This window comes from Phycisphaerae bacterium (assembly GCA_035275405.1).
GTDB lineage: Bacteria > Planctomycetota > Phycisphaerae > UBA1845 > UTPLA1 > DATEMU01.
In genome coordinates this window covers 948,924-966,877 of record DATEMU010000003.1, presented here as the reverse complement: position 1 = coordinate 966,877, position 17,954 = coordinate 948,924, and the positions used below count along the sequence as shown (strand labels likewise).

The following is a 17,954-nucleotide window of genomic DNA, read 5'->3' as shown; positions in this document are numbered from 1 at the left end:
AGTTTCGTGGAACAAGCCCTCGTCTATCTCGCGTACGCTGTCGCCGCCCTCGGAGCCGTCGCGATTTTTGTGACGCTGCCCAGAGAGGGCCAGCGATCCCGCAAAGGTCTCGCGACAACTGTATTAGCCTTAGCGATGGGCGGCTTTATCCTCATGCTTAACAATCTGTTCGGCGAATTCGGCCGTAATGTCTATTTTTGCTTGCTGGCCCTCCTCGCTCTTGGCGGCGCGGTCCGCGTCGTCACTCACCCCCGGCCCGTCTATTCGGCCCTGTTTTTCGTCCTCGTCGTGCTCAGCACCGCCGGTCTTATGGTCCTGGTCGGCGCGGAATTCCTCGCCGCCGCGCTGGTCATCGTTTATGCCGGAGCGATTCTGGTCACCTACGTCTTCGTCATCATGCTCGCCCAGCAATCGTCTCCGACGACCGGCGGACAGTTCGCCGCCGCGCTGGACTACGACAAAGACGCCCGCGAGCCGCTTGCCGCGGTCCTGGCGGGGTTTGTCCTCGTTGGCACCCTGGCCGGCGTCATCGTTAGCCGCAAGTGGGAACCCATCGCGGGCGTTTCCGTCGGCGAGTCCGCCAATGGCAACACGCTCGCGCTCGGCCGGGTGTTGCTCACGGATTTTGCCGTCAGCGTCGAACTGGCCGGCGTCCTGCTGATGGTCGCCATGATCGGCGCGATCGCCATTGCCCGGAAGAAGCTGCCCCGCGGCGAACACGAAGAAGAGATGCTGCCGCCCGGCGAGATCGGCCGGCACGTAACGCCGTATTAGGAAACTGGCACGGATGGCTCAAACGACCGCACTCATGGTTCTCGGCGCTGCCCTCTTCGGGCTGGGGCTCGTCGGTTTCCTCACGCGCCGAAACTTGATCATCATGTTCCTCTGCACGGAAGTGATGTTTCAGGGCGTCCTGATGAACCTCGTTGGCATGGGCCTGGCGCATGGCAATCTCCAGGGCCAGGCCTTCGGTCTCTTCGTTCTGGTCATCGCCGCCGTCGAGGCGGGGCTGGGTTTGGCGATCGTGGTAATGCTCTATCGGCGGCGCGGAACGCTCGACGCCGAGAGTTGGCGGATCATGCGCGGGTGATCCGCAACGGCTAAAGTGGAAGACTCCTTTGGACGCTAAGACGCTGGCTGTACTCATCCCCCTCCTTCCTCTCGCCGGGGCGATCCTCGTTGGGCTTGTTGGCCTGCGCGGGCTGCGCGGTCGTTCGCATTGGCTGGTCATCCTCCCCGTCGCCGCCGCACTCGTGGCCGCCGCGCGGCTGACCGGGAACACCTGGCTGCTGGGCGAACGCGTTTGTGCACCGGGCGCGTCCGTCTTGACCAAGTCTTTCAGCCTCTATCACTGGATGAGCGCGGGCGCGGGGAATTGGCTGGACGTCTCTTTCCGCGTCGACCCGCTGACCTGCACGATGCTGATCGTGGTCCTCGCGGTCTCGCTCCTCGTCGTGATGTACTCGGTCGGTTACATGCGCGATCACCACGGCCACCCCGAGCGCGGCTACGAGCGGTTTTTCGCCTTCCTGGCGATTTTCGTCTTTTCCATGTGCATGCTGGTGTTGGCGGGTAATTTCCTCCTTCTATACCTGGGGTGGGAACTGGTCGGTCTGTCGAGCTATTTGCTCATCGGCTTCTACTATCAGCGCCCGTCCGCCGCCGCCGCGGCCAAGAAGGCCTTTCTAGTCAACCGCATCGGCGATTTCGGCTTCGGTTTGGGCATCTTCCTGATCTATTACACCTTCAGGTCCCTCGACTACGAGACCGTGTTCAACATGGTCCGTCAGATGAAAGCCGCGGGCGGCGCGGAACTTGACCCCTCGCGGATTACGACGATCGCCCTGCTGCTCTTTTGCGGCGCGGTCGGCAAGAGCGCCCAACTCCCGCTGCATGTGTGGCTCCCCGACGCGATGGAAGGCCCCACGCCCGTCAGCGCCCTGATCCACGCCGCCACGATGGTCACTGCCGGCGTGTACATGGTCGCCCGCTGCAACGTGATTTTCGCCGCCAGCGCATACGCCATGTGGATCGTCGCCACGATCGGGGCGGTCACCGCGATCTTCGCCGCGACGATCGCCCTCACGCAATTCGACATGAAGCGGATCCTCGCGTACTCGACGCTCAGCCAATTGGGCTACATGTTTCTCGGCCTGGGCGTCGGCGCGTTTGACTCTGCCATCTTCCACCTCTACACGCACGCCTTTTTCAAAGCCCTCCTCTTCCTCGGCGCGGGCAGCGTCATGCACGCCATGGCAGGCACGATCGACATCCGCCGCTTCGGCGGACTGGCCCGGGCATTGCCCATCACCGCTACCACATTCTGGATTGGCGGGCTTGCACTTTCTGGATTCCCGCTTCTCGCCGGCTTCTGGAGCAAGGATGAAATCGTCCACGCGGCGCTGGGCAGTACCATGCCCTGGCTCGGCGGCGTCGCCATCGTCACCGCGTGGCTCACGGCGTTCTACACCTTCCGCATGATCTTCCTCGCCTTTCACGGCAAAGAGCGCCTTCCGCACGGCGTCGAGCACGCCCATGAATCCGGCCCGTGGATGACCGCACCGCTCCTGCTGCTCGCGATCGGCGCGGTCTTCGCGGGTTACGCCGGCGTAACGATCCAGGGCGGCGGGTTTCTCGGCGTCTTTGAACCGCACGGCCGTTTCCATCAATTTCTCTCATCCGTGCTGCCCCAACCGCACGCTGAAACGCCCGCTGCCGGTCACGAGAGCCATTGGCTGATGTATGCCTCCGCCGGCATTGCTGTCTGGGGCATTTTTACGGCGTGGTTCTTTTATCGCCGCCGCCCGACGATCCCGATGGCCATCGCGCTGGCCTTCGAGCCGGCCTACCGGCTGCTTTACAACAAGTATTACGTGGATGAGCTGTACGACACGGTCCTTGTTCGGCCGCTTCGCTGGTTCGGCGAGTTCTGCTACGGCCTGGATCGCTTCTTCATCAACGGAATTCTGTGGTTCATCTCCGCGGTCCCGCGGGCGATCGGCTATGGACTCAAGCGCTGGCAGCAGGGAGCGTTGCAGGGTTATGCGCTGGGAATGACGGCGGGCGTCTTGATCATCCTGTGGTGGATGCTGGTGGCGACGTGATAACGGATCGCATACTTTCGATCATCATCTTTCTGCCCATCGCCGGGGCGGCGTTGCTATTCACGCGCACGGCATGGAGCCCCGCGACGATCCGTCGCTTTGCGCTCGGCATCGCCCTGGCGACGCTCGTATTCGCGGCCTGCGCCAAGTGGATGTACCTTTTCCCATCGTCGTCCACCGAACCCGGTGGCTACCGGTTCGTTGAGCGCGCCGATTGGGTCATGGGAGGAAATGAATCCACGCCGGTCCGCGTGCAATACTACGTCGGTGTTGATGGAATCAGTCTCCCGCTCATGCTCCTGACCGCCCTGCTCACGCCTCTGGCAATCTGGGGCAGCTTCAGCGGAATTAAGGATCGGCATCGCGAGTATTACGCACTGATGCTCCTGCTCCACGGGGCGATGCTCGGCGTCTTCTGCGCCCGCGACCTCCTCCTTTTCTACGTATTCTTCGAGTTCACGCTGATCCCGCTGTACTTCCTGATCGGCATCTGGGGCGGTCCACAACGCCAGAAGGCCGCCGACATGTTCTTCATTTACACATTGTCCGGCAGCATGTTGACCTTCGCCGCCGTTCTCTACCTGGGATGGAAGGCTTCCAGTGTGGCGCTCGGCGCGGCGGGTACTCACGAATTCTCCTTCGAACTCGATCGACTCTATCAACTCGCGGCCGATGGCCATCTCCCGGGTTCCACGCAATGGTGGCTCTTCCTCGCCTTCTTCGCCGGGTTCGCTATCAAGGTCCCGCTCTTCCCGATGCACACCTGGCTGCCCTTGGCCCATACCGAGGCCCCTACCGCCGGCTCCGTCATCCTCGCCGCCATCCTTCTCAAACTCGGAACCTACGGCTTTCTGCGGCTGAGCCTGCCCATGCTTCCGGCCGCCTCGATCGAACTCGCACCGGTCGTCGGCACGCTCGCCGTACTCGGCATCATCTACGGCGCCGTCGCCGCCTGGGTGCAAACCGACGTGAAGAAGCTCGTCGCCTACTCCTCCGTCTCACACTTGGGCTTCTGCCTCCTCGGCATGTTCAGCCTCAAGATGGCCGGCCTGACCGGTTCGCTGCTGTACATGATCAATCACGGGCTCTCGACGGGCGCGCTCTTCCTCATCGTCGGCATGATCTATGAGCGTTACCACACTCGCGAAATGGCCAAAATTGGCGGGCTTGCCCGGCAGATGCCGATCATGGCCTTCTTCCTGATCGTCTTCACCATGTCCAGCATCGGCCTGCCGGGGCTCAACGGCTTTGTCAGCGAGTTCCTCGTCCTGCTCGGCACGTTCACCTCGGGACAAGCATCTGCAAATGGTGGTGCCGGACCGTTGGGTATCTGGTTCGCCGTACCTGCCGCTACGGGCATCCTCCTCGGCGCGATTTACATGCTGCACATGGCGGGTCGCGTCCTCTTCGGTCCCGTGAAGGAACCCGGCCACGGCTTTGATGCATCGACGGGACTGTCGCAAGACCTCAACCGCCGCGAAGTCGCGATCCTGGCGCCTCTCGCGCTCGGCTGTCTATTGCTCGGCGTCTATCCCAAATCGACGATCGACATCATGGAGCCTTCGTTGCAAAAGAACGTGCTGGCCCACGTTGAGTCGATTCCAACCGGCAAAATGTTGGCAGAAGGCCATAGGCGTCCCGTAGGGCGTGCTTTACACGCCGACTTGGATCCAACCGCAGACGGCTCGGCGGGCGAAGCCCACCCTATAGCGGAAGCTGCACCATGACCTCCGACTCCCTCCACCCCCTGATCGCCGCCCTCCTGCCGGAACTGATCCTCGTCATCGGCGCATCGCTGGTGCTGCTCCTCGGACTCGGCGGTCAGCGATCGGCCTCCAACGGCTCCTCGCACCTGGCGATCCTCACGCTTATCGTCGCCTTCTGGGCCACTTGGAGGCCTGCTGACACCGGTCCGGTCGCTTCGCTCAACATCGACGCACTGGCGTCGTATGCCCGCATGGCGACGCTCTCCGTCGGCCTCGTCATCCTGTTGGCCGCACGCCATGTCCCCGAAGCCGCCGAACGTGGCGAATTCCATGCGCTCATTCTCTTTTCGCTCGCGGGCGTCATGCTGGTGACCGCCGCGAACGATCTCATCCTTCTCTTCCTCGCGCTGGAACTCGTCAGCGTACCGACGTACATCCTCGTCGGCCTCTCCCGCCGCGACATTCGCGCGCAGGAAGCGACCGGCAAGTACTTCTTCCTCGGCGCCCTCGCCGCCGCCCTGACGCTTTACGGCTTCTCATTCCTGTACGGCACGTCGGGCACGACGCAGCTTTTCTCAACCGCCTCCGCCCCAACGTCGATCGCCGCGCACCTCGCCCTGCCCTCCAATGCCGCCGACCGGCTCGTCACGCTGGGCGTCCTGCTGGCCATCGCCGGTCTGGCGTTCAAAATCGCCGCGGTTCCGCTGCACTTCTACGTCGCGGACGTTTATCAGGGCGCCGCCTCGCCCGTCACCGGTCTGCTCGGCTTCGTCCCCAAGTTCGCCGGCCTGCTCGCCCTGATTCGCCTGATGTCGCTGCGCGGTTGGGAATTCAACGATGCGATGTTCTGGCTGCTCTGGGCAATGGCCGCCGCGACGATGACCGTCGGAAACACGCTCGCCCTCATGCAACACAGCGTCAAACGGATGCTGGCCTACTCCAGCATCGCGCACTCGGGCTACATGCTGGTGGGGCTGCTGGCGGGACCCGGTGGGACGGACGGCACCGCGTCATCCCCCCTTTCCAGCGGCATCGGCGCACTCATTTTCTACATGACGGTCTACGGTGTAATGAACCTCGGCGCATTCGCCTGCCTGTCGTATTTCCGCAAGCCTGGCGCGGACGATGAAGAAGACTCCGCCGATTCGCTGGACGATCTCGCCGGGACGGCCGCGCGACATCCCTGGGCCTGCCTGGCCCTGGCCATCTGTGTGCTCAGCCTCATGGGTCTGCCTCCGACCGGCGGGTTTTTCGGCAAACTCTACGTCTTCAGCGCCGCCCTGTCGGCGTCCGCCGGGACCGAGCGACAGGCCGCGATGATCCTTCTGGTACTGGTGGGTGTGCTCAACTCGGCCGTGGCAGCCGCCTATTACCTTCGAATCGTCGGCGCATGCTATGTGCGAAAGCCCGCCGCCGAGCACGCTCCGCTGCAGCCCTCGGCGTGTCCCGCCCTCCGCCTTGCGATGGTGGTGTGCGCCACCTTTATTCTGGCGGCGTTCTGGCGGCCCGGGCTGCTCTTCGACCAGTCCCGGCGCGCCGGGATCGCCGCGGCAAATGTGCGTATTCTCGCCGGGCAAAGCCCTGTCCCCGAGCCCACGGCGGATAGCGCCGTGATCACAAACGTCCGCGGTCCTTGACAACCCTTGTCGGTTTGTCGCAGAATCGCGTGCCGAGCGAACCCCTTTCGGGTCGCAATTCATTGTCGACATGGAGATTCAACATGCGTGTGTGTGCAACCTTACTGTCCTTGGCCCTGTTCGCCCTCATTTCCGCCGGCTGCGCGAGTCCGGTCTGCGGCACCTGGTGCGGCAGCGGCGCGGCGAGCCCCGACAACCCCATCGCCGCGGTCACCTTCTGCCATGACGGCACCTTCACGGCCAACGCCGACTATGGCAGCGGCAAATCCCACGCCATCTCCGGCTGTTATAAGATGGTCGGCGACAAGCTGACGCTGTGCATGAAGGATGAGATGCGCGAATACGGAGCGAAGGTTTCCGGCGACTGCCTCGACCTGACGCACAAGGACAAGACGCAAAAACTCTGCCGCGTGAAGGGCTGCGCGAGCTGCTCCAAGTGCTGTGCAGGAAGCGCCCCGTGCACGACGAAATAAGAGCGTCAACGGATCATCAACATCAAAAAAGCCCCGGCCGGTCGGTCGGGGCTTTTCTTTTGGTTCTGAATCTTGAAAACCGTACTACGGCGGCAGGACGCGGCGCAGAATGGCCGGGCCATTCTGCTTGCCAATCGGGAAGATCTGGCCGACGAGTACCGAGGTCTTGAATTCCTGATCCGCCAACAGCGTGCTGGCCGTTCCGGTCGAGTCCATCACATCCGCAACGTCGGCGACATGATTGAGGCCGAGGAGATGGCCCGCCTCGTGAGCCGCTACATTGCCGATGGCGATGCCGATGCCCTCGGTCGTGGGTTGCGGAAAAAACGGATCGTCGAAGTCGTTCGTAAAGACGATGCCATCGTCGCAGCGATCGCGGTTGCCCTGATCGACGGATTCCGCCACGCCGAACTTCAGGGTGTTCGACCCGCCGAAGAAAATCGTGCTGAGGCAATCGCCCGGCGGCGCCGGCTCGTCGCTCGTCACAATCTCAATGTTGAACGGCTGGAAGTTCTGCCGGACCGTCTGAGCGATCTTCACTTTGATCGCGTTCGTATCGCCCGCATAGGCAGGGTCGACATCCGCGGAATTGAAGGCTTCGACCGTGATGGGCCCTCCCTCGCTGGGGATGTTGACGGTCCCGCCGTCGAAGTTCAGCAACACATATTGTGCGAGCGGCACGGGAACGCCCTGCCCGCGGAGAATCTGTACGGTCCCTTCATACGCGCCTTCGTCCTGGTATTTGGCGACCCCCAGGAAGAACCGGGGGCTGTCCGCCGCAACCACGTCGTCGATCGCCGAATCAAGCTGGGCCGGATAATTGACATCGTCATTGACGGCAAAAAGTTCTTCGTTGGCGTCAAACAATGCCGCGATCGGGTCCATCACGCTGCCCGCAGCGGGAACGATCGACACCATGACGCGGTCCCCGGCGCTCACCGGCCCCAGGTCGTACACGTCGACCTTTTCGCCGGCCAGTGCCGACGCGAGCTTGACCTTCCCTTCGGCGTCCAGTTTGAGCAGTGTCGCCGACGCGAAATCTCCCCCGATCGGACCGGGGGGCGGCATCCCGTCGCCGGGCATGGCCGGACAACCCCCGGGCAGGCTGACGGCCCAGATTGCACCCAGGCAACTGAGGATTGCCGCACGGAATGGACGATGACGAATATTCATGCGTTCTCGTGGCGAGGCGAGTTTTGAGATTCATCGGCCGAATCGGCCGGCACGTAGGGTGAAATCAGCTTCCCCCATTGGACTAAGTATTGGAAAGGGACCCGGGTTAGTCAAGGCAAAAGCGCCGATAATTGGGTCCTCCCCCTCGTGGTTGACACTCCCGAAGCTATTGGAATAATCCCCACCGGGTCCGGATCACGAAAATAAATGGTTCCTACCGGAATGGGACCTGAATGGGCATCAGCCCAAAACCCCGGGCGACAAACGCCCCACATTGAAAGGACGAACGAATGACCCTCAAGAAGCTCGCGTTTAACGGAATCAAAGCTACGGCCGTAGCCGCCTTGGTCGGCGGCAGCGCGCTGGTCGCCGCGACCGCCAGCGGCTGCGCCGAGAAGCAGCAGGGCGCCTGCTGCGAAAAGAAGTGCGGTGGCGAGAAGAAATGCGGCGGGGAAAAGAAATGCGGCGGCGAGAAGCAGTGCGGCGGACAGAAGTAGGTCGCGCTCTGCCACTCCCCTATTTGAAAAATGGGGCCGCCATGTCACGTTGCATGGCGGCCTTCTTTTTTTTCGCGAACGCAAGCCCCGCTTCAACCGCGATCAGCCGCGGAAAGGTCCGCATGTAATAAGCGGTGGAACAGATGCTCCCCCGCCTCGCGGCGGACGCTGAGCCGCCCGGCGACGTACGCCCGGCTCGTCAGGCCGCGCTGCACGGATTCGCAGATATCCACGTCCTCCTGCTGGACGCGCTCGGCGACGGCGATGCTCTGGCGGTTGCGCGTCTCGGCGTCGCCGGCCACCTGGTCGAAGTAGAAATCGAAGACGACCAGGCACTTGTCGATGCCGAGCGGCAGGACGAGGTTCGTATCCATGACTCCCTCGTACCAATTCAGCATGAAGTTCGGATAGAACCAGTAGTAGTACGCCATGTCACCCTTGCGAACGGCGGCCGTCGCGGCGTCCTTGCCCGTCTTCATCGGACTCCATTGGAGGCAATACCGCGGGCCGTTTTCGATCAAATAATCCTTATATTCCAGCACCGTGCTCAGGCTTTTGTGCAGGTGCGGCACGTGGTAGCCGCCGTCGAGGTAGTTGTCGACGTACACCTTCCAGTTGCAGTTCAGCGCATAGCTCCGCCGCTCGAAAAAGTGCAGCTTGGACAGGCCCAGCGGCGCGATTCGATCCACCGCGTCGCCGAGATACTCCGTCAGCGACCCCCCGTCGTGCGGCCCTTTTCGCCCGCCCTTATCAGAGAGATTCACAAAAACGAAGTTCTCCCATGTTTCCACGCGAACCGGCACAAGTCCGTTGTCACTCTTCGCGAAGTTCTCGACGCCCTCAAACTCCGGCATCCCCTTGAGCGCCCCATCCAAGCCATACGTCCAGCCGTGATAGGGACACTGCAAAACGCTGCATGCCCCCGCCGGTTCGCAGGCCACCAGCGCAGCGTGGTGGCGACAGACGTTGAAAAAAGCCCGCAAGGTGTTGTCGGCCCCGCGAACAATGACAATCGGCTCCCCGGCGACATCGGCGGTGATAAAGCTCCCCGGTGCGGCGAGCTGATCCACGCGACCAACATATTGCCACGTGCGCCCGAACACGGCGGCGCGCTCCTGCGCGTCGATGCGCGGATCGACATACCACGGCGCGGGAATCGTGTAGGCTCGCGCCAGCGAAGCCGAGGCGTCGTAGATGCCGACAATGTCCCTGACGGATTCGTGCATGGTCATTTCCCTTCCTCCGCGTGGACGATCTTGAACCGCGCCCGATAGGATTTGAACCTACGACCTACGGTTTAGGAAACCGTTGCTCTGTCCAGCTGAGCTACGGGCGCTATGCGTGAAAACAGCCTTGCAAACACAGGTGTTTTCAACGCTTCTTCCTAATTCTAAAGGCGTTGCGATCGGGACGCCAATTGCGTCTTTCAGTCCACCGGAGTCTACCGAATTCTGCCCGCGCCCGCCGAAAAGCGCCAAGCAAAACGCCAAGACAAGGTCGGGCGTTCTTGCTGGGGTTGGCAGCGTCGAGATGGACGAGTCGTCGGTGCCGGTCTTGCGTCGTGATGTGCTCTCGGCACGCGAGAGATCCGGCAATGCCTTGAGGGCGGTCGCCTGTTCTCCGATGACCGTGTGGGAGTATCGGGATAGCGTGAGATTGATGTCGCTGTGCCGTGCGAGGTCCTGGGCGAGCTTGGGGTGAACGCCTCCGCGAGCAAGGTTGGTGATGAAGGTGTGCCGAAGGGCGTGGAAGTCCACGACCCGGCCGGCATCGTCTTTGCATTCGATCCCGCCGTCAACAAGATCGGCCCGGAGCATGTCAGCCATGTTGTGTTCGGAAGGAAGGCGAAAGGCTGGAGCATCATCGGTGCGACTTGAGATCTCATTCCTCAGCATCTCGGCCGTATCAATCCGAAGCGGCAGCGTGTCTGCCCGGCGTCGTTTGCTGTAGGCCGCCTCAACGGTCACTGTGGGCGGATTTCCTTGCAGGTCGAACGACCGCTTGCGAAGACTCCGAATCTCGCCGGCGCGCAGCCCGGTCTCGGAAGCAAAGCGGTAAAGTAGCGCTCGCTCAGCCCCTGTCATACCGAACCGCTTCGGCCCCGAGTTTGTTGTGTCTATGAGGGTTCGGAGTTCCTTCGGCTCAAGGGCACGCCGATCATGGCGCCGGTCGATCTTCACATTGAGGGGTCTCAGGACCGCAACTGGCGATTGATCGATCCTTCGCTCCCTCGCGGCCCAACTGCAAAACTGTTTTACCGCTTGGAGGTAAAAATTGAACGTCTGCGGACTGATGCCCTTCACAGTTTCTCCGTCATCGGTCTTGCGGTCGGATCGTAAGTCACTCAAGAAGCGCATGACGCGGCTTCCACTGATATCTGACCAGTAGCGAAAGCCGCAGCCATCGAGGATGCGATCGAGGCGGGTCGAGATGAGGCAGACATGTTTCGCGGTTACGCCCTTGACTCGAAGTGCTTCCACGAAGTCCCTTCGATGCTCTGTGAGCGCAACGCTCACCGCAACGTCGCCGGCATCTACCAGGCCTATTTCCACAAGCCTTGTCGCCGTGGAGCGGGGCAGGTCAGTGAGCCATTTGCGTAGGGCTGGATCGAGCTGGCCACCGGTGGCACTCCTGAATGCGATGAGCCGTTCGAGGTTCCGCGCAAGTTCCTCCGTAGCCTTTCGGCTGGCGAAGCCGGGGAGTCGGCGTGTGACATCTCGATGGTCTCGGAATTCCACGTACCACTTGGAGGCTTGCCGAACACGGGCTTCCCGGTCCCGGTAGGTCGTTCTGAAGAGACGCATGCTCACAACCTCCTTTCCCGATCATAGCGATCCGCTATCGCGAAGTGGATCGCACGGTTTCCCAGCGCTCACGCGGCGGGGCGCCAGCCGCGAGCCACGCCTGGATTTCGCTCACACTCCAGCGGACAGCGCGACCCAGCCGGATAGGGCGGGGCAATCTGCCGCTGCTGTGGAGCTTCCACAGGTGGGCGCGGCTGATACCGAGGAGTTCCGCCACTTCGTCCGCCGTAATCGCGAGACGCTGACTGGTGGCGAGTGCGGCATGTTGCGCGGCATCCATAGGATCGGCTGTCCACTCGTTAGCACACTTGCTAACAACTCGTTCAAAAAAATGGCTCACCTGTGTCTGTATAAGTCCGCACCAGAACTTGTACGCACGACAACCGGACGTCCATCCTCGATACGCATCCACTGAAGCTCCGGGGCGGTAGCACGTTCGCGCAGGACGCCACCGAAACGGATGGGCATGAACTCGCGCGTCGGGTGCGAGAGGAGACGCAAATCACGGCAGCGAATGATGGCTGCCGTCTTGGACACCCCGAAGCGCTTCATCATCGCTGGGAGAAAAATCGTCCGCCAAAGCCACTCGGACCGGACCGTGGGCATCATCAGCTCGGTCAGGCAATAGTCGGTATCAAGTTCCTCCGCCTGGCAGATCCCGATCAATTCTCGCTCCAGGGTGGGAATGGACATCAGGAAGGCCGCGGCGAAGCAATCCGCCTGCCGCTCCAGGCGAGTCGCTTCGAGGTAGGGAAGTTCCAGGGTTTCGTGAAAGACCTCGGCGTGCTGGCGATGTAGAAGCAGGTGACCCAGTTCATGGGCGCAGGTAAAGCGAAAGCAACCCTCGTGCGTGATCCGGTCGGACACGAGGATCTCGCGGTCGCGGACAAAGGCCGCCCCGAGCACGTCCTCGCCGATGTATGTCAAATCCGCGACGCCGAAGCGGATGTCTAGGGCCGACTCGATCCATAGTTCGACGGGGATGGGGGCGGGGACCTCCTGCAAGCCGAGCTTCGCGCAGCACCGCTCAATGCAATTCCACGCGGCGCGGTCTGTCCGGAGAAGTCCGGGCTTGGGCTCGAATATCTTTCCAAATGCTGGCGCGGGCATGTCGCAACGCTCCGTTACTTGGGCTTCCGTTTGGATATCTGGGCCGCGTATTTGATCAGGTCATCCCATTGGGAGGAGGAGGAGAGCCCCCGGGCCTTGCGAAGCAGTTCGGGGACCTTCTCGGCGGCCAGCGGGTCTTGTGTAGCAATCTGTTCGACAATTGTGGCTGCCCGATTCCAACCGGACCGCAGGTCGGCCTCGGGGATGTCGTATTGCCGGCTGATTCGGAGGAGCAGGTCGTCGGAGGGTCTTCGCCGGCCCTTCTCGATGTCCGTCAGGTGCGGCGGCGTGATGCCCAAGAGCTTGGCCATTTCCCGGAGTCCCTTCTGGAGCACGTCGGTGCGGCGGGCTCTGAGGACATCGCCGATTTCCTGGGGGACGGAAGATTGATTTTTTCGGGGCATCGGGGCGGGCCTCACTGTTCGCTAATATGCTAACACCCGAATCTGGCCCCGTCAAGCGGCTTCTCCGGATTTTCTCGAAGACTCTCCGCCGCCCCATGCGGAGGGGAAAAAGGGGGCGGGGGAGGCTTGGAACCGGCGGCGTGCGGGGGTTCCAAGCAGAACCGGCCGAGAGAGCGGAGCGATCGGCCGCCAAACCTCCATCCTTACGAGCGCGGACCGGAGTGGTCCCGACGGGGCGAGCGAACCGCCCGACTCAGCCGTCGGGCGGAAAGCAAGGGCACGCGGGCCGCGATCCACTCCATAACGCATACCGAGACGAATCATCAATCGGATGGGGATGTGTTGAGAGTGGGGCAAGGGCAGCGGTCAAGGTCCACGCCCGCCAATCAGGGCGGCGGGCAGCTCCTTTTGGACTTCGAATCGAACGGTTCGACCGTTGCCAGCAACGGCTTGGTCGGGGCGAGCGAGTCTCCGCCCTTATCGACCGAAATTCGGACAGGCAATTTGGGGGCGGAGAAAGCCCCCGAAGCTCTAACTCCAGTGCTTGATTTCGCGTTGCGGTTTGCCGCGATGCTCGAAGCCGATCCATCGATGTCGTTCGACAACCCCGCCATTGAACGGCTGTCCCGAGAAGTGTTCGGAAGCACCGCGGGACATGCCCGCGACGCCTACGACGCGGCCGAAGCGGGGATGAACATCTATCTCAACCGCCTGGGCGTGGATTTCGACGATGTTCCCAGCTCGTTGAAGGTGTTGCTCGCCTTGCAGGACCGGATGCCCAGGCAGACGCGGCGAGACGAGACGCAAATTGAGTTCCAGCAATTCAGCACGCCGCCGGCGGAAGGCTTGCTCGTGGTGAAGGCCGCTGCGCTGTGTTCGGGCATGACGGCGCTCGAACCGAGCGCCGGGACCGGCAACATCGCCGTGCTGGCTCGGCTCGCCGGCGCCGACGTGGACACCAACGAAATCGACGAACGCCGCAAGAACCTGCTTTCACTGCAAGGATTCGAGCCGACGAGCGTCGACGCCGAACGGCTCGACAACCTCTTGCCCGCCGACAAGTTCTATGACGTGATCGTGATGAACCCGCCCTTCTCGGCGACCGGCGGCCGTGTTCGCGGTCACAGCACACAGTTCGCTGCCCGACACGTGGAACAGGCCCTCTTGCGCTTGAACCCCGGCGGGAGATTGGTGGCCATCGTCGGGGGCGGCATGGCCCTGGACCGTCCGGCGTTTCGCGGATGGTGGGCCGACATTGAAGGGCGCTATCGCGTCCGGGCGAACATCGGCATTGATGGCACGGTTTACGGCAAGTTTGGGACGACCTTTGACAACCAGATCATCGTCATCGAGCGTGACGGCCCGACGCGAAGCGAATCGGAGATCATCACCGGTAGCGGTCTAGCACTGGAGGAGGCATATGAACAACTCAAGGCGTTATCGCAGGAGGACATCCGCGGGCGAGTTCTCGAACGCGCTCAGAGAAGAGGCAATGGCGGCCATGCGGGTGATGTTCCATCGGGAAACGGAACCCAACGCCGACCCGCTGCTGGAACTGGTGGCCTGTCTCCTGGAGGACGGAGCCGGGGGCCTTACGCCGACAACGGACGAGCCGGTGACAACGGATCAGTGGCACACCTGGAACCGGCTCCTGCTGGAGCGGCCGGAGGTGTTGTCGCGGATGCTGACGCGGGAACTGGAACGCGAGCAGGCGGCGATGCCGACCGAACCGGAAGCGATGCGCTGCTGGGCGGCGAACCTGCTCCTGGCGACGCTGGACCGGCTGGGCATGAAGTAGGCCAGCTCGAAAGCGGCGCGCAGTCCCAGGCACTTCGCATCCAGGCCGGGACGGTCTTTTCTGAATACCGAGTGCAAAAGGCCATTGTTCGCGGGTCGCAGCCTCATCCGGCCCATGTTGTTGAATCGACGGCCATGGCCTCGGTCGAGCCGCCGGACGCTGCCTACCGCCATCACATCCCGAGCGAAGTGATCATCGAGGGACGGATTTCGGATCTGCAACTGGAAGATGTCGTCTATGCCGGGCAGGCTACAGAGGTGCTGCTGCCCGATGGATCGCGGAAGGGACATTGGAACGGCGACGGCACGGGCATCGGCAAGGGCCGCGAGGTCTATGCCTTCATCCTCGACCAGCTTCAACAGGGACGATGCAAGCATGTCCATATCTCCGCGTCCCACCAGCTCTGCGCCGACGCGGAGCGCGACCGCGACGCCGTCGGCGTACCGCTCTCCATCATCCATCAGGCCCGCTTCAAACCGAATGAGTTCATTACGGCGGAGTCCGGCATCCTCTTTACCACCTACACGATGCTCAGCTCTGACTTCGACGGCGAGCGGCCGCGGTACAGACAGTTAATCGACTGGCTCGGTCCCGACTTTGAAGGCGTCATCGCCTTCGACGAGGCCCACTTGATGAAGAACGCGGCGGTCACGCCGCATGGCGGCAGGGCGACGACCGATGAGGGCACGCTGCGCGGCAACATGGGGATCGCCCTACAACGGGAGTTCCCACTCGCGCGGGTGCGATATTTCAGCGCCACGGGCGCAACGGAGGCCCGCCACATGGCCCCTTACGAGCGGCTGGGGCTCTGGGGTGACGGCGCTCCCTTTGCCGACTTCTCGGCATTCCTCGTGGCCATGGAGCGTGGCGGCGTGGCGGCGATGGAGATGCTCTGCCGCGACCTGAAATCCGTCGGCACCTACCTGGCCCGCACGATCAGCTACGGTCCCACCTATGGTGCCAACGGCAGCATGGTCCCCGACAGCGCCGTGGAATATGAGCCGGTGTTGCACCGCCTGAGCGAGGCGGAGCGGGTGCAGTACGACGAGATCGCCGACCTGTGGATGGAACTCCTGATTGCGTTCGAGGCGGGCGAGGAGAACGCCTGCCAAAAACGCAGCGGAGGCCGTTACGCCCAATTCTATTCCGCCCAGCAGCGCTTCTTCCTGCAACTCATGATGGCCTACACCCTGCCGGACGTGGTCCCGGAGATTGAGAAGGATCTGGCCGCCGGGCGTTCGGTCGTTATAAGCTTGTTCAACACGGGCGAAGCGCAAGCCGACCGCAAGGTGCGGGATGCCCGCGCCCAAGGCGTCGAACTCAGCGAACTGGATGCCACGCCGCGGGAGATGATCGTCCAGCTCATCGAGAAGCAGTTCCCGATCTATCAGTACCGGGAGGAGACCGACCCCAAGACCGGCAACGTCATCAGCGTCCGGGTCCTCGATGCCGCCGGCAATCCGGAGATCAACCGCGAAAACCTCCGGCGTCAGAAGGAGCTGCTCGACAAAGTGGCCGACTTGGACTTCCCGCACAACCCGATGGATGCGCTGATTGGTCATTTTGGCGTCGAGCGGGTCGCAGAGATCAGTGGCCGCACCCATCGCTGGGAGAACGGCCGCTACGTCCGCCGAAAACTCCAGGGCGTCCACCGCCGACAGTTGAACGAGTATGAAACGAGGCAGTTCCAGGCCGGCCGCAAGCGCCTGGCAGTGCTCTCCGGCGCGGGGGCGACCGGCATCAGCGTCCATGCCGACATGGCAGCGAAGAATCAGCAGCGCCGGGTCTTCTACGCCTTCCAGCTCTCGTGGTCAGCCGACCAGCAGATGCAGGCGTTTGGGCGCGTCCATCGCTCGAACCAAGTCTCAGCGCCGGTCATCCGCTTGGCGCTCCTGGACCTGGCGGGCCAAAAGCGACTGGTCAACGCGGTGTCCAAACGACTCGCTGCGCTCGGAGCCTTGACCAAGGGGGAGCGTCACTCGCTCTCGGGCGACCTGTTCCGGCCGGAAGATGTCACTGACGCCTATGGGAAGGCGGCGCTCACGCGGCTGTATCGACAGGTCCAGTTGAACGAACACGTCGATGCCGGCATCGGGATGCGTGAACTGGAACGCATGGGCGTCCTGAACAAGGAGAAGACCGCGGTCCGCGACAGTGTGGCGAGCAATGTCGAGCAGTTCCTGAATCGCATCATGGTGCTCCACGTCGAGAAACAGAACCGATTCTTCGAACTGTTCTATGAGGGCTATCTGCGGGCCGTCGAGGCAGCGCAGCGAGCTGGGGCGTTTGATTTCGGCGTGGAAGAGATCCGGGCGCGGAACCTCCAGAGCCTCGCCGAGCCGCAGACGCTCTTCGTGGACCCAGCATCGGGGGCACGGACGACCCTCCACGAATTGGAGGGCGAGGTGGATGTCGAACGCTATACCTTTGAGGAAGCGCGCGCAACGCGGGCCGCTGAGGGCTTTTGCCGCAATCGAAATAGCGGGTACGTCTATTCAGTCGCACCGCATTTCGAGACGCGTCCGGACGAGGTGCTCCTGGGGTCGGTCAAGGGGCCGCGCCACGGAGTGAACCGCTTTGAATTGGGCGACAAGTACGAGATGGTGGACTTGCAGGAGGCCCGGCGGTGGTGGGATGACGAGTATGCGAGAACGCCGGCGACGGAGTTGAAACGGTTCTACATCCTCAGCGGGGCCATCTTTCCGATCTACGACAAGATCGTGGGTTCCTCCGGCATCCAGAGCGTCAAGATTGCGCGGGCGATTCTTGCGGATGGTCGAGCCTTGGTCGGCCTCAACCTTGTCGCCTCGGACGTACCCAGCGTCAAGCAGAGATTGGGAATCGGGACGCCGCTGGGCGAGGCCTCGCCGCAGGAGATCCTCGACCTGCTGTCCGGAGGCTCGGTCATCGAATTGGACAACGGCTGGCAGCTCACGACGGCGTGGATCGTCGGCGATGAAGTCGTGGAGCTGGTGCTGAACGGGATACCCGCCAACCGCGAGGAACTTCGCCGCTACGGCCTCGCCGAAGAGATCATCCACCACAAGCGGCGGTGGTTCGCGGTCCTGGAGGATGCGCCTGCGGTGATTGCAGAGCTACTCGTACATCGCCGGGCGGTCCGCGATATCACGGCGGCGGAAGAGCCGATTGGTGGAGCGCGAGACGAGGATTAGTGGCTTTGAGTTTGGCGGTGCGTGTTGCTCTGGATGGTTTCAATAAGCGTTGTAATGAATGATGATTTGCATTTG

The 17,954-nt window shown here is 62.5% G+C and carries 15 protein-coding genes and 1 tRNA gene; 10 read left to right on the top strand and 6 right to left on the bottom strand.

Going from position 1 to position 17,954, the window contains the following annotated elements:
- The first annotated feature begins 6 nt into the window (after positions 1 to 6).
- The 6 genes from VJZ71_06080 (at position 7) to VJZ71_06055 (ending at position 6,920) form a co-directional block, all read left to right on the top strand.
- The gene (locus VJZ71_06080; protein HKQ47616.1) at positions 7 to 774 is read left to right on the top strand and encodes an NADH-quinone oxidoreductase subunit J; all 768 of its coding nucleotides are present in this window, start codon (positions 7 to 9) and stop codon (positions 772 to 774) included.
- Positions 775 to 787: 13 nt separating this feature from the next.
- Entirely contained in the window at positions 788 to 1,090 is a 303-nt protein-coding gene (gene nuoK / locus VJZ71_06075; GenBank protein ID HKQ47615.1) for an NADH-quinone oxidoreductase subunit NuoK, read from the top strand.
- A gap of 28 nt (positions 1,091 to 1,118) precedes the next feature.
- The gene (gene nuoL / locus VJZ71_06070; GenBank protein ID HKQ47614.1) at positions 1,119 to 3,104 is read left to right on the top strand and encodes an NADH-quinone oxidoreductase subunit L; all 1,986 of its coding nucleotides are present in this window, start codon (positions 1,119 to 1,121) and stop codon (positions 3,102 to 3,104) included.
- Positions 3,101 to 4,831: an NADH-quinone oxidoreductase subunit M gene (locus VJZ71_06065; GenBank protein HKQ47613.1), complete on the top strand. Its 1,731-nt coding sequence runs from the start codon at positions 3,101 to 3,103 to the stop codon at positions 4,829 to 4,831. Before nuoL ends, VJZ71_06065 begins: the two co-directional genes overlap by 4 nt.
- Positions 4,828 to 6,447, top strand: coding sequence for an NADH-quinone oxidoreductase subunit N (locus VJZ71_06060; protein HKQ47612.1), 1,620 nt, complete (start codon positions 4,828 to 4,830; stop codon positions 6,445 to 6,447). Before VJZ71_06065 ends, VJZ71_06060 begins: the two co-directional genes overlap by 4 nt.
- An 83-nt stretch (positions 6,448 to 6,530) precedes the next feature.
- Positions 6,531 to 6,920, top strand: a complete 390-nt coding sequence (locus tag VJZ71_06055) for a hypothetical protein (protein HKQ47611.1) — start codon at positions 6,531 to 6,533, stop codon at positions 6,918 to 6,920.
- An 84-nt stretch (positions 6,921 to 7,004) separates the two neighbouring features.
- Here VJZ71_06055 and VJZ71_06050 read toward each other — a convergent pair whose 3' ends face one another.
- Positions 7,005 to 8,093: a matrixin family metalloprotease gene (locus tag VJZ71_06050; protein HKQ47610.1), complete on the bottom strand. Its 1,089-nt coding sequence runs from the start codon at positions 8,091 to 8,093 to the stop codon at positions 7,005 to 7,007.
- A gap of 290 nt (positions 8,094 to 8,383) precedes the next feature.
- On the opposite strand from VJZ71_06050, the gene VJZ71_06045 reads away from it, so the two are divergent.
- Entirely contained in the window at positions 8,384 to 8,590 is a 207-nt protein-coding gene (locus VJZ71_06045) for a hypothetical protein (GenBank protein ID HKQ47609.1), read from the top strand.
- Positions 8,591 to 8,682: 92 nt separating this feature from the next.
- Here VJZ71_06045 and VJZ71_06040 read toward each other — a convergent pair whose 3' ends face one another.
- Positions 8,683 to 9,822, bottom strand: a complete 1,140-nt coding sequence (locus VJZ71_06040; protein HKQ47608.1) for an aromatic ring-hydroxylating dioxygenase subunit alpha — start codon at positions 9,820 to 9,822, stop codon at positions 8,683 to 8,685.
- Between the two features lie 30 nt (positions 9,823 to 9,852).
- Positions 9,853 to 9,926: transfer RNA gene (locus VJZ71_06035), tRNA-Arg, on the bottom strand.
- A gap of 361 nt (positions 9,927 to 10,287) precedes the next feature.
- Here VJZ71_06035 and VJZ71_06030 point away from each other — a divergent pair.
- Together VJZ71_06030 and VJZ71_06025 are read left to right on the top strand one after the other, a co-directional pair.
- Entirely contained in the window at positions 10,288 to 10,467 is a 180-nt protein-coding gene (locus tag VJZ71_06030) for a hypothetical protein (GenBank protein HKQ47607.1), read from the top strand.
- Positions 10,468 to 11,031: 564 nt separating this feature from the next.
- Positions 11,032 to 11,190, top strand: a complete 159-nt coding sequence (locus VJZ71_06025) for a hypothetical protein (protein HKQ47606.1) — start codon at positions 11,032 to 11,034, stop codon at positions 11,188 to 11,190.
- A gap of 238 nt (positions 11,191 to 11,428) precedes the next feature.
- Here VJZ71_06025 and VJZ71_06020 read toward each other — a convergent pair whose 3' ends face one another.
- From VJZ71_06020 to VJZ71_06010, 3 genes are read right to left on the bottom strand one after another with little or no spacing between them, the layout of a single operon-like run.
- Positions 11,429 to 11,674: a helix-turn-helix domain-containing protein gene (locus VJZ71_06020; GenBank protein HKQ47605.1), complete on the bottom strand. Its 246-nt coding sequence runs from the start codon at positions 11,672 to 11,674 to the stop codon at positions 11,429 to 11,431.
- A 56-nt stretch (positions 11,675 to 11,730) separates the two neighbouring features.
- The gene (locus VJZ71_06015; GenBank protein HKQ47604.1) at positions 11,731 to 12,504 is read right to left on the bottom strand and encodes an ImmA/IrrE family metallo-endopeptidase; all 774 of its coding nucleotides are present in this window, start codon (positions 12,502 to 12,504) and stop codon (positions 11,731 to 11,733) included.
- 14 nt (positions 12,505 to 12,518) lie between these two features.
- Positions 12,519 to 12,908 carry a helix-turn-helix transcriptional regulator gene (locus VJZ71_06010; GenBank protein HKQ47603.1) on the bottom strand — a complete coding sequence of 130 codons (390 nt, stop codon included), beginning with the start codon at positions 12,906 to 12,908 and terminating at the stop codon, positions 12,519 to 12,521.
- Between the two features lie 540 nt (positions 12,909 to 13,448).
- Between VJZ71_06010 and VJZ71_06005 the strand changes: the two genes are divergently transcribed.
- Positions 13,449 to 17,879 (top strand): strawberry notch family protein, encoded by a 4,431-nt coding sequence (locus tag VJZ71_06005; protein HKQ47602.1) that lies wholly within the window; start codon positions 13,449 to 13,451, stop codon positions 17,877 to 17,879.
- The last annotated feature ends 75 nt before the right edge of the window (positions 17,880 to 17,954 follow it).